The sequence below is a fragment of the Desulfobacula sp. genome, assembly GCF_030145145.1.
Taxonomy (GTDB): Bacteria; Desulfobacterota; Desulfobacteria; order Desulfobacterales; family Desulfobacteraceae; genus Desulfobacula.
Genome location: NZ_JAQYWD010000075.1, coordinates 1 through 12,539 on the forward strand (window position 1 = coordinate 1; position 12,539 = coordinate 12,539).

General features: G+C 45.2%; 12 protein-coding genes. 6 read left to right on the plus strand and 6 right to left on the minus strand.

All coding sequences use genetic code 11. The features are described 5' to 3' along the window. Positions 1–83: 83 nt before the first annotated feature. From Q1Q15_RS24945 to Q1Q15_RS24955, 3 genes are all read right to left on the minus strand, one after another. Positions 84–689, minus strand: a complete 606-nt coding sequence (locus tag Q1Q15_RS24945) for a hypothetical protein (protein ID WP_300465409.1) — start codon at positions 687–689, stop codon at positions 84–86. After that, the gene (locus tag Q1Q15_RS24950; protein WP_300465411.1) at positions 686–3,427 is read right to left on the minus strand and encodes an MMPL family transporter; all 2,742 of its coding nucleotides are present in this window, start codon (positions 3,425–3,427) and stop codon (positions 686–688) included. Before Q1Q15_RS24950 ends, Q1Q15_RS24945 begins: the two co-directional genes overlap by 4 nt. A gap of 87 nt (positions 3,428–3,514) precedes the next feature. After that, complete coding sequence (locus tag Q1Q15_RS24955; protein WP_300465413.1) at positions 3,515–4,330, minus strand: outer membrane lipoprotein-sorting protein; 816 nt, start codon at positions 4,328–4,330, stop codon at positions 3,515–3,517. 298 nt (positions 4,331–4,628) lie between these two features. Between Q1Q15_RS24955 and Q1Q15_RS24960 the strand changes: the two genes are divergently transcribed. Next, positions 4,629–4,871, plus strand: coding sequence for a hypothetical protein (locus Q1Q15_RS24960; protein ID WP_300465416.1), 243 nt, complete (start codon positions 4,629–4,631; stop codon positions 4,869–4,871). 3 nt (positions 4,872–4,874) lie between these two features. Then, complete coding sequence (locus Q1Q15_RS24965) at positions 4,875–6,671, plus strand: hypothetical protein (protein WP_300465418.1); 1,797 nt, start codon at positions 4,875–4,877, stop codon at positions 6,669–6,671. On the opposite strand, the gene Q1Q15_RS24970 is transcribed toward Q1Q15_RS24965, so the two are convergent. Then, positions 6,637–8,421 (minus strand): radical SAM protein, encoded by a 1,785-nt coding sequence (locus Q1Q15_RS24970; protein ID WP_300465420.1) that lies wholly within the window; start codon positions 8,419–8,421, stop codon positions 6,637–6,639. The two genes, Q1Q15_RS24965 and Q1Q15_RS24970, sit on opposite strands and share 35 nt — an antisense overlap. Before the next feature lie 165 nt (positions 8,422–8,586). On the opposite strand from Q1Q15_RS24970, the gene Q1Q15_RS25635 reads away from it, so the two are divergent. From Q1Q15_RS25635 to nfo, 3 genes are read left to right on the plus strand one after another with little or no spacing between them, the layout of a single operon-like run. Then, entirely contained in the window at positions 8,587–8,856 is a 270-nt protein-coding gene (locus Q1Q15_RS25635) for a substrate-binding domain-containing protein (RefSeq protein ID WP_363321047.1), read from the plus strand. A gap of 10 nt (positions 8,857–8,866) precedes the next feature. Further along, positions 8,867–9,094, plus strand: coding sequence for a hypothetical protein (locus tag Q1Q15_RS24975; RefSeq protein WP_300465422.1), 228 nt, complete (start codon positions 8,867–8,869; stop codon positions 9,092–9,094). Between the two features lie 18 nt (positions 9,095–9,112). Continuing rightward, on the plus strand, positions 9,113–9,955 hold the full coding sequence (gene nfo, locus Q1Q15_RS24980; protein ID WP_300465424.1) for a deoxyribonuclease IV: 843 nt from the start codon (positions 9,113–9,115) through the stop codon (positions 9,953–9,955). A gap of 32 nt (positions 9,956–9,987) precedes the next feature. Here the strand turns inward: nfo and Q1Q15_RS24985 are convergent, their stop codons facing one another. After that, the gene (locus Q1Q15_RS24985) at positions 9,988–10,314 is read right to left on the minus strand and encodes a hypothetical protein (protein ID WP_300465426.1); all 327 of its coding nucleotides are present in this window, start codon (positions 10,312–10,314) and stop codon (positions 9,988–9,990) included. A 117-nt stretch (positions 10,315–10,431) separates the two neighbouring features. Then, positions 10,432–11,235, minus strand: a complete 804-nt coding sequence (locus Q1Q15_RS24990; RefSeq protein ID WP_300465428.1) for a DUF1294 domain-containing protein — start codon at positions 11,233–11,235, stop codon at positions 10,432–10,434. Between the two features lie 230 nt (positions 11,236–11,465). Between Q1Q15_RS24990 and Q1Q15_RS24995 the strand changes: the two genes are divergently transcribed. Continuing rightward, positions 11,466–12,377, plus strand: a complete 912-nt coding sequence (locus Q1Q15_RS24995; protein ID WP_300465430.1) for a zinc metalloprotease HtpX — start codon at positions 11,466–11,468, stop codon at positions 12,375–12,377. Positions 12,378–12,539: the final 162 nt, after the last annotated feature.

Below are 12,539 nucleotides of genomic sequence, written 5' to 3' on the forward strand. Positions count from 1 at the left end.
TTTTCCATAACGGACTCCTTATGTTAGGGTTCCATTATCCCCTACCATAAGAAAATGAGGATGTCTACAAATATTAACAATTACTACAACACCTTTGATTTACACCCGGCCTCGTTGAGTTCAAAATAATGCCGGTCATTGTCCTTATTCTGGAGCCAATGGGTCCTGCCCTGATAATCTTCCGTCAGGGTGCCAGCTTCTGCCCACCCCGAGACCTTCAGCTTGAAATCATCTGTTCCTGACCAGGATGCAAATTTGAAAAGCACCTCACTTTCAAGGGAACTTTTATCTGTGATGGCCTGATTTTCAGGATCTTGAAAAAAATAAAAAGACCGCAGCCTCAAGCTGCCCTCAAAATTTTTGCTAAAGTGTTCCATCCATTGAGGAACGGCTTCTTTTTTTGACGGATTCTGATCTCCAATTGATGTGATATCTCCATCATAAATTTGTTTTGCCGGAGCACTGTTATTGTTTTCCAGTTCGTCAAAAAGGGCTTCGTCTGATCCATTAGATGATCCATTGTCCGGTGGTTTGGCCTTGGGAATGCTTTGTTCCAATTCTTCGAAAAGGGCTGCATCATCCTGGGCAAAAACCAGGGATGGCCCTAAAGGGTAAACAGAAAAAAAGCCGATCAAAAACAGGACAACCAAAATTCCCATGACGGGTTCATCTGGGATTAACGTTTTCATTGGGCAATTTTTATCAGCTTGGAGGTGGCCTCCTTGAGTCGGGCCCCGAGAATCTGTGCCAGGTTTCGGTAAAGATGGACGGCAATCCTCGGATATATCAAACGGATCCGCTTCATTCCCTTCCAGTTGAATTCCAGGTATTTCATATCCTGTGTTGCCAGGATATCCGCCGTTCTCATTCCCGGATCGACCATTGCAATCTCCCCGAACACTTCACCGGGGTTAAGGGTGGCCACAACATTTTTTTTGCCGCTTGCATCCCGGCCCAACACCTGGGCGCCCCCTTCCAGAAGAAGGAACATGCTGTCTCCCGGGTCTCCGTAATGAATGGCAAGATCTCCCCCGGGGGTTTCCAATATCCGGCCCAGAAGAATGACCCGCTTCATTTGCCAGGAATTCAGCCGGTTGAACAGTTGAGAATTTTTGACGACCTCCTTGTTCAGGTTCAATTTGACCAGATCCCAGATGGTGATGAGCTGGGTGGACGACAATAAAATAGGTGTAAGGAACAGGTCCCCCAGAAGTGCAAACACCATGACAAGGGCTGAAAGAAAGCCAAAACTGACAATGGGTGCAAAACTTGAAAAACAGACCACCAGAAATCCCATGGCCAGGGCAATGGAAGTGGACACGATGGGTTTGATCTCCGATCGGATGCATTCATTAATGGCCAGGGTCTGATCCTGAAGATGTCTCATCTCCCGGTTATACCGGGTCATAAAATGAACCGTGTCGTCCACGGCAATCCCGATGGCAATGGCACCCACCATGGCCGTACCGACATTCAGGGGGATGTCCAATATTCCCATGATTCCGAAAATCAGAAGAACAGGGAAGGCATTGGGGATAAGGGACAAGAGCCCTGCCTTGAAATTGACAAACAAAAGGGACATGATGGAAAAAATAATCACCATTAGCAGGGCCAAGGATTTGATTTGTCCCTGGGCCATGCTGTCAGCCGCCGCATTGACCAATATGTTTTCGCCCGTAAAACCGATTTTGACATGGGGGTTGAAGTGGGTATCCATGTAACTTTTTACATCTGCAACAGCGGCATTCAATTCATGGGAAGAACCGATGAAATGCCTTACCATGATATTGGCCTCACTGAAATTCGGGGTGACATACCGCTCAATATCCCCCCGATGAAGGGTTAAAAGGTATTGGGCGATCAACTCTTTTTTTTGGGGCAGGGTGTAAAAGGAGGGATCCCCGTTATTTAACTCCATGTGAATCAGCTTTAAAAAGCCTACCAGGGACATCTCCTTGTCAAACCATTTCTTATCCTGCATATAGTCCATGAGCCCTGCAATTTCACTTAAGTTTTCAGGGTCTTTGAAAAAACCTGCCATCCCGCTGCTCACCCGGATATAGAACATTTGGGGACCTGCGATCTCGTCATGGAGTACCCGGCTTTTCACCCGGATATCGGAACCGGGTTTGAAATATCCCAATAGTTCGTTGTCCACCCGGACATTCAGGGCAAACAAACCGATGAGAATGGCCCCCCCGATTAAAACGATGAACACCTGCTTTTTCCGGGTGTGTATTAAATGAATGATATGGTCTGCAAGAAAGGTCATTACCCTATCATTCAGCCGTTTCTTTTTTCCTTGGGATTGTTTTTGTTTCGGGCCGAAATAGTGAAGAAACACAGGGGCGACCATACAGGTCACCAAGGGATTTATAAAAAGCCCGAACGCCGCCACAATCCCGAATTGTTTCAGAATCAAAATGTTGTTGAGAGAAATGGAGAGAAAACCGATAAAGGTGGTAAGAGCGGTCAGCATTACAGCGGTGCCGGTTTTGGAAACCATGTAATCCATGGCCAAAGATTTTTCTCCATGGTGATGTTCAAGACCGTCCATATATTCCGACAACAGGTGGATGTCTTCAGTGGACCCGATAACCACAATCAGGGACGGGACCACCACCGTCAGGATATTTAAGGGAATCCCCATAAACCCCATGAACCCGGCCGACCACAGCACGCTGAGCCCTGCGGTCAACATGGGAAGCACAGCGCCTGCCGTTGACCGCATGGTCAGCACCAGGATGGACATCAGCACCAGAATGGACAGGGGCAGCATGATGATCTGGTCCTGTAAGATATAACTGATGATGGATTTTCTGACATAGGAATTTCCCAGCTGGAAAATTTCATCAAAGTGGGACTCTGATTTTGAGATAATTTGATCAATTTGTGCGATGAACTTTATTTCAAAGTCCGGATCATTCCCGTCTGGCCGGATAAACAGGTTCAGGGCCATGGCATTGCCATCTTCAGCAATCATATTGTTCAACAACAAAGGATTTCCAAGGGCATCGGCTTTTATCTGGTCTGCTTCTTCCTGGGTTTCGGGCAGGGTATCCATCAAAGGGGCAACACTCAGCATCCCATCCTGCCCCTTGAAATTGGTCACGGAAAACAGACTTTCCACCTTTTCCACACAGGCAATCTCTTCCATCTGGAAATGGATTCCATCCAGCAGGGCCAGCTTTTCAGGTGTAAAAAGGTGCTTGTCCTTAACAAAAATGACCGTTATGTTGTCTGAACCGAATTTTTTGAGGGTCTCATCATAATATGCCCGGGCAGGATCTCCCTGGATCATCATGCCCGATGAGGAGGAATCGATGTGGATTTTCGGCACACCATATGCAAAAAAGACAGACCCCAGGACGATGATAAGGGTGACAATACAGGGGTGACGGCGGCTCCATAACATGAGTGATTGCATTACTATTCCTTGAACTTCAGGTCAATTTTATTTACAGTTTGTTTATTTTGCCATGCGGCTCTTTATTGTCGGCGGTCCTTTTTTTTTCTATTCAAAATGTTTTTCGCTGAGGATAAACCGCTCGGTAAAAACCTGATCCGCAATGGGGGTGGTAAGGTGTCTGTTTTCCATCAGGGTCAGGGTTTTATGGTGCTTTCGGTGGTGGTCCATAATTGTTTTCCGGGGCCGGTAAACGGTTCCCGTGATATTTTCCCATTCAAAGGATTTCTGGGTTTTTATCAGCCGGTTTCTTCGGTCAAAAAATTCAATTTTAAGGGTGAAAAAATGCTGTTGGTCCACCCAGATGATCCGCCTGGAATAACCGCTGGATTTTTTTGTGCCGCCCAGGGGTATCGCTTCGATCACATGGCATTGTCTGGGGGGCGTTACATGATCAATGGTTTCTGTGCGTAACATGGTGTAGGTATATTGATCAATCTTTTCCTGTTCCAGATCCTCATAGGTGAAATCTGTGCCCATGAAATAGGATCGTTTGCTTGCGCTTGCAATGCGCTGCATTTTTTTAACCGCTGGCATATACATCCATTGGTCATCTTCATTTTCCTGTTCATGGATCAGCAGCGCTGTTCCGCGGATATCCGCCGGTGCCAGGAACACCACAAGATACCGGTTCAAACCATTTTCCGATTTCTTTGCATACCGTTTTACCTGGCGGTTCTCTTTTGTATTGGTTTTCACGTCCACCAGAAGCATGCGTTCTTCGCCATATTCTGTTTTAACTGTCTGAAAGGATCGTTGTTTTTCCATTACCTGGCGGCCGGTGAGTTCTTCGGCAATTCCTGGAGAATTTAAAAACAGGCCTGAAACCAGCGCCATGGACAGAAGTGATAAATAAATTCTCATGTTGTACTTCCTTAATTTGTGAAAATAGCAATTTTCTTTTTTTATCTGTCACCCCAAAAGCAAGGATGATTGTCAATCAGGCAAAGGTCAACTGCTATCAGAAAAAAAACAAGGCTGCAAGAATAATATTGTCAGAGAAGGGCCTCGGTAAAAATCAGGGCAATTAAAACCAAAGGGTCTGATGTAATAACCACCTGAATTATGATAAAAATTTCTCATTTTTATTGACAAATCCCATGGTCCTGAGCCATAGAATCATTACTTAATCGTTAAGAATAATTAGGTGAGGAAAATTTTCATGGGAAAGTATTATATTGTCTACAATCCGATTACCCTGGACCTGATCATCGAAAGTGAGCTTGTGATCAATGATGCGGCCCAGATGATTGTAAACAGTCTTTACCATGCCGATGGGACCGTTTACTCACGGCCGGGGGTAAACGGTGCCTATGAACGGTATTTTGCCAGGGAGGAAAATCCAGCCATAAAATCTGATTTTTCAGATTATGTGCAACAATTTATCACAAAAAGAAGTGCCTGATTTATGCCGAACCCTTACGCCATAATGTATACGCCACTGACATTTGAACTCATGGGGTTTATTGGCAAGGATGTCACTGTCACGGATCTTTTGACCTATCTTTCCGGAAAAGATGCCCATGATATCACCCGGGAAAATTATCTGGAATACCTGGCGTTTGATCCTGTCAAAGAACGGATCGGGCTTCCCGAACTCATCGGGTTTGACAACTATTCAAGTTACTATGTCGCAAACCAGATTGCCGGAGCCGATTCAAGGATACGGGTGATCATTGCAGACGGCAAACGGCGGAAAATAAATGAGATCATCCAAAAAATGGGCCAAAAGCCAATGGCGGTGTTTATCACATCCATCAGCTCAACTTTTCCCACAACGGTTGCCCTTACCCTGGCGCTGAACCATGCCCGGATTCCGGTGGTCATTGGCGGCATCCATGTTTCCTGCAGCCCTGGGGATGTAGACATCTTTATTCGGAAGCATCTGCTCCATCCAGCGCTTGTCTCCCAGGTGAGAGGACCCGGTGACAGACAGGTCATGGGCCGGGTCATGAAGGATTTAAAAAATATTAACCTGCAAGCCGAATATTTTGGGGCAATCCCGGTGGAAAACGGGGTATGGGGTAATCCCCGGGTGGAATCCCTGCCGGATATCCCTCTGGATTTTCTGAAAGGCCTGCCCATTTGCGGCAATTACCTTTCCAGGGAGGCAAGGCTCCAGGTCACCACCCCCTATATGGGGTGTCCCTATTCCTGCAGCTTTTGTTCAATATCCGCCCTTAGGGGATCCCAAAAACGGTTTACCATGAGAACCCCTGAAGATTTTGTTGATGAAATCCTTTCCCATCAGCGGACAGGACATGTTCTCAAGAGTCGGTTTTACATTTTTCTTCCCGACAATATGCTCCTTGGCGGGAAAAATTTGGAAGCACTCCTGGATTACATGATCCAAAAAAAGGTGAAGATCAATTACGGGGTTCAGATTTCCATCGAGGTGGCGGACAATCAAAGGATACTTGAAAAATTGCGCTTATCCGGCGCATCCTTTCTGTTTGTAGGGTTTGAGTCCCTGGATATAAGAGACCTGGAACTTATGGATAAGCATGCGGCAAAACTGATCAGAAAAAGCGGCCTGTCCGTTGAGGCCTATTATGCACAGAAAATTAAAATCCTTCAACGCCATGGGTTTGTGGTTCATGGTGCCTTTATTTTCGGGCTTCCTTTTAATTATTTTAATTCGCTAAATGATCATTCAGGCACAAAGGTTACCAATTTTTGTAATAAAAACAAAATCGGGATTCAGGCCACCTGCCTCAATGACCTTCCCGGATCACGAAATTTTACGGACAGCCAGGCAAAGGGCACCTTTATTTACGGACAGTCAGGAACCATGGATTACCTTTTTTCCCTGTGCAGTTCAGATCTGATTGAGACGAACCGGCCCATGCCCGAAACCTTGTATAGCAGTCCCCTCTTGGCAACCTACATGGCCTATGTCGCCACACAACGGGCAGGCCGTTTTAATAAAATACTGAAAACAGCAATTTTAAGCGGGGTGATGGCATGGAAATCTCCCACCATCAACGGCAGGACAAGTCTGAAACAACGGCTGCTGGATGTACTTTGTGCAGTGTGCCCCCTTCTGACGGCCAAGGTTTATAAGGCCCAGATTGAAGGGGTGGTTCTTTCCCGAAATGGTCGAAAAGGGCTGTTTGAAAGACTGTATGCCCGGGAAAAAGATCCCTTTGTACTCAGAACCTTTAAATCCTTTATCGGTGAACAAATTCGTTCACATAGGCCCTAAACTCTCGTTTAATGGCCGGATTTTTTTCCATATCATAGAGCCGTTCAAAGGCTCCCCTGGCATGGGGGGTGGACGAAAGAACCTTGTCTGCATGGTCTTTATACAGACTGACCAGCAACGGTACGGTAAATCCCACCAGGGCGTCATTCAACCGTGTCAAAAAGGATCGCCTGCCGTTGGCCGTTGGGTACAGAAAACTTTTGACCATCATATAAAATGCGTTTCTAAAGGTGTACCTTGTCTTGCCCAGGCAATTGATGGTCTCAAATGCCATGTGCAGCAGCACAAGGGGGCTTTTTCTCACGGACTCATTGGGGATTCGGTTGCCTTCGGTTAAATCGCAGATAACCAGGGCGATCAGATAATCCATTGTGCCGTTTTTACCAAACAGATAGGTTTTGTTTTTTTGGGTTTGGATAAAATCCCTGGAACCCGGAAGATCGGACAGGGGGGTTGCCTGGACCCCGATATGGTGTTCCAGACAGAACCGTCCGTAATCGTGGCCGGTGTTGTCATGGATGGAATTAAAATAATCGTGGGGCAGGCCCAGGATAAAAGAGCCGTGAATGGTCATCCCGTGGCGCTGGATTTTTTTGATTCGCTCGGAATAATATTCGGCCACACTTTTATGGCTCGCCTCAATATCCTTGACCACATTTTTCCCGATAAACTTCAGGTCTCGTATGTCCAAAGACTCGAACCCGATGAACAGGTGGGAGGCACCGGAAAGGCGCAATTTTTTGAGCAGCCGGTTATTGTCCGCTATCTCGATGGAAACCTGGACCATATAGTTTATTTTTGTTCGTCGTTCCAGGAGCAGGTCCAGAATCTCTTCCAACCGTTTCCCGCCTAAAATAATATTATCCGCCAAAAAGAAAAACAATCTGGTTTGCAGATTGACCCCCTGTCGTTGGATATATTCGATTTCGTTAATGAGATCTTCCGGGGTGCGCATGGTAAACTGCCGAAGATCTTTGGGTAAGCTGGAAATGGAACAAAAACTGCAGGAATAGGGGCATCCAAGATAGGGGGCTGTGGGGTTCACCCGGATCTTATCTGCCAGGGCATTACCCACAATGGGCAGACGTCTCAGAAGCTCCATTCTCATGGGCGGCATAAATTCAATGTTTTCGTGACCCCAGACCTTGTCTTCGACCATTTTATAGCCGGTATAACTTTGTGCCAGGGTGCCCTTGTTTAAATCCCTGATCAAAGGGCCCATCACATCCGAATCCGCCCCTCCCCGTACGTGGGAAACAAGTTCAGGGTTTGGTACATGCTGTTTGATAAAAATATCAACATCCTGCCCGCTTGACGAGACATGGATGCCCCCCAGCACCACTGGAATCCCCCCATGATTCAAGGCAATGCCGGTGCAGACCGCCGTGGGGAAATTTGAACTCATGGCGGAAATAAAAACACCGGCCGGTTTCCCGTTTTTACGGATAATATCCTGGATTCGGGTCCGAATACCGTCGGATAGTATCACCCGCGCATTTGGATCAAATTTTGCCACCTGATTTGCCACATAGATAATGGAATAGCTTTCTATAGCAAAGGTTTCCACCATTCCCAATTTTTCTTTCCGGGTATCAAAGTCAAGATAGCCAAGATAGTTCTCTTGATTCAGTTGTGCGGCGTCTTTATTGGTAATATCCGAGAGCAGATCCAGGGGGGTCTGACATTTGCCGATGCTTTCCATTAGGTTATAGGTCACCGGATTATAAACAATATAATATTTTTTCCTCATAATTAAAAAAATCCAGACTTAGTTTCTGTTTTTGATAAAATCCTTTATTGTGCGAACTGTATCTCGATTAACCCCGAACACATCCATTCCAAAATACAAGGATCTACAGATATTTGTGAGGCCCGCACAAATTTAATTCCTGTTTCATAAAGTATATTTCATCTGGTGTCCAGCCCTCAAGGGCTTGATGAAACCGTTCCTGATCATAATACTGGAACCATTTCTTCAGACGTTGCCATTATCGGCTATGATGATATCGATGCCGCGTCATGGCCAACATATAATCTTACAACAATAAAACGACCTTTGGACACACTTATCAACGAGTCCGTAAAAACGATTGAAAATCTCATAAATGATCCATCCACAATTTATAACAAAATAATTCCTGTGGAACTTATATACAGAAACTCTCTGTCAATCAAACAAGAATAGCTGGACACAAATGCCCCTGAGTGTTTCAGAAGCATTTTATATGGGCACCAAAAGCGGGGGCCGTTTTTTTGGTCGGACCGGCAGTTTTGAAAAAGATTTCTGGTTCAATGCCCTTGTGCTGGAAGATGATCCGATGATTGCCCAGCGCTATTCCCTGGAAGATAGACTTGAAAAATTTATCCATACGGGGGATGATCGGCATATCTGTGCCAGATATGTTGAGGGAGAAAAACTTTAGCATGAGAAAGGAAAGAAAATGAAGTATATCGGAGCCCATGTCAGTACCAGCGGCGGCGTTGAAAATGCCCCCCAGAATGCCCAGAGCATTGGTGCAAAGGCCTTTGCCATGTTCAGCCGGAACCAGCGGCGGTGGGTGTCAAAACCCCTGACCGACAAAAACATTACCCGATTCAAGGAACACTGCAAAAAAGGGGGGTATGATCCCCGACACATCCTTCCCCATGACAGTTACCTGATCAATCTGGGGCATCCGGAAGACCAGGCCCTGGAAAAATCACGAACGGCCTTTCTGGACGAGATGCATCGCTGCGAGCAGCTGGGGCTGAAATACCTGAATTTTCATCCGGGAAGCCATTTGAACAAAATCGATCCGGATCTTTGCCTGGAGCGGATCGCTCAATCCATCAACCTGGCGCTGGACAAGACCACCGACGTCACTGCGGTGATCGAAAACACCGCCGGCCAGGGAACCAATATGGGGCATCAATTTGAACATTTGGCAAGGATTATCGAAAATGTTCAGGACAAGGACCGGGTAGGGGTCTGCCTGGACACCTGCCACACCTATTCAGCCGGGTACGATATCAAGACAGCGGCAGGGTTTGAAAAGACGCTCCAGGCCTTTGACGACATCGTGGGGTTCGGCTATATGAAAGCCATGCACCTCAACGATTCAAAAAAAGCATTTGAGAGCCGGGTGGACAGACATGAGAGCATCGGAAAAGGGTCACTGGGAATTGCGCCGTTCAAATTTATCATGAACGATTCCCGGTTTGACCATATCCCCATGGTTCTTGAAACACCGGACCCCGCCATCTGGGCCGAAGAGATCCAGCTGCTCTACCGGCTGATAGATTAAATGCCGTACCGCATACCGGTATCGTTTCTTGCTTAATGGTCAAACCAGGATGTGGTTCGTTTGCAAAACTCCACCGGCATAAGCATCAGCGGGACTTCTATCAGCACCCCAACCACTGTTGCCAACGCGGCACCGGAAGAAAGGCCAAAGAGCATTACAGCGGTTGCAATGGCCACTTCGAAATGATTGGAGGCACCGATCATTGCAGCCGGTGCGGCATCTTCATATTTAAACTTCAAGAGCCGTGCGGCACCATAGCCAAGGGCAAAAATAAAAATTGTCTGGATAAACAGCGGGATGGCAATCCATACAATGGTTAACGGGCTGGTCGTTATAATCTCTCCTTTAAAACTAAACAATAGGATCAGCGTTAACAGCAGGGCACTGATCGTAACAGGGGTGAGAGCGCCTAAAAATTTTCTTTAAACCAGGTTTCTCCTTTTGTCCGGAGTATCAAAACAAGCACGACGATTTTGCTATTCAATCCCAGTTTTGAATTTGTCATTCAATTCTCCTTGAACAACATGAAGTTGTTTGTCTGGTGTTATTATTGACCGGCGGACTGTTTTAACCTGTTCCGTCGTTTCTGCATGATCCGTATTTATTAACGCATCTTCTGAATTTATCATCTCTGAAAGGCGCAGTATTTCTTCTTTGGCCTGATTGACAAATGAGCGGGCTTTTTTTGTGGCGGCATGTTGGTAAGGTTGGTACATGTCTTGATGAATCAGGAGATGACACCACAGAACCCCATGACTGGCAACAATCATCCAAAAGATTACCTGATACTTTATCTTCCTCGATTTATGACCATAACATGGTTGAACTAATAATGCGCCCGGCCAACCACCCAGCATTTCGAAGATATGCAATCTACGTTCAGGAGTGCGCCATGTCCCTAATCGTGCCGCACGCTTATCTCGGCTATATGCCCATATCGTGAGGAGGCTCATTGCTGCATAGATCGCAATCGGGTGAAAAGGAAGTCTTTGTTGAAGGACAAAATACACATAAATTCCAAAGAGAATGGTGCTACTGGACCAGATGATGGTAAAATAAGACCAGGCAATCCCTTTAATTTTTGCAGAATGTGCGTAATGTTGTTGCTTTTTATCAACAGCAACCTCATACATCAATACATCTTTAACTTTAGGGTGACGTTGATTATGGGCTAACGATTTCACATGGAGAAAAATATCCTCTTTATTGTTATCTGGACGAATAAACCCGTACCCTTTGTCATTATTCCAACTTATAAGTGTCCCTTTCTCTCTCTTCATTCCCTCTTCTCTATTAAGCTAATTAAATAAGGTGTCACCGGAATTAGGTGTCACCGGAATTACGGAATTCGGAATTAAATAAGGTGTCACCGGAATTGAAGGTGTCACCGGAATTGCAATTTTGTTGTCCAACAAGTCTTCATTACTTTTAGTTTTTTTATTGACCCAATAATGAGAATGGTTATTTTTTTTACAATGAAGTTATCATACAATCGGAGGGATCATAGATCATGAACTACGAAGAAATAAAAACCAATAAACTAACAAACCTCGCCCACACTATAGTATTACTCCTTGCAATGGTGGGAGTGTTGGGGTTTCTTGGATGGATGATTGCCGGATTAAGCGGTATAATATTTGCCATCCTATTCTCTGCAATTTCTTTACTTTTTACGCCAAAGGTACCATTAGATCTCATAATGAAAGCTTATGGGGCAAAGCGTTTAAACCCCAGTTCAATCCCACGACTGCATAGCATTACTCTGGCATTGTCAAAAAATGCTGATTTAAAAAAAATACCGGCAATTTACTATTCCCCTAGCAGGATATTAAATGCGTTTGCCGCCGGATCAAAAGATAATTCAGCCATCCTTGTCACAGACGGACTTCTCAACACCCTCAATGCAACAGAAATGGCTGGCATTATCGGTCATGAAATCACACATATCAAAAACAATGATATGCAGGTCATGTGGATTGCCAATCTTTTCAACAGACTGACTGGGTCTATTTCATTTGTTGGACAAATGCTAATTTTAATGTCACTTCCGTTTCTATTGATCAGCGATGTAAATATTCCATTTTTGCCTTTAGTGTTGCTGATATTTTCGCCAACACTGAGCTTTCTATTAAACCTTGCCTTGTCACGCACCCGTGAATTTGAAGCAGACCTGGGCAGCGCTGTTCTGACAGGAAACCCCAATTTTCTTGTATCAGCTCTAAACAAATTGGAACATTATAAAAGAAAATCATGGCCTGATTTTTTCATAACACGTCCCATGAACCCGCAGATTGATTTTTTAAGCACACATCCAGCTACAAATGAACGTATCAAGCGCCTATTAATACTTTCGCCAGATTACAAAGACAAACTGATCAGATCAAATTATACGTTCAGGATTCCAACGGTGTTTAGCATATAAAAAGTTCTCAAATGAATTGAAGAGGGGATACCATTTTTTTTGTTTTAAGGACCGCAGATGAAATAAATTGGGCATAAATAGCGCAGAATTTTGGTTCATCTACAAGGCGCATTAAAGGTTTAATAGCAGGCCTATTTAGCCTTTGATGCAACGCAGTAGATG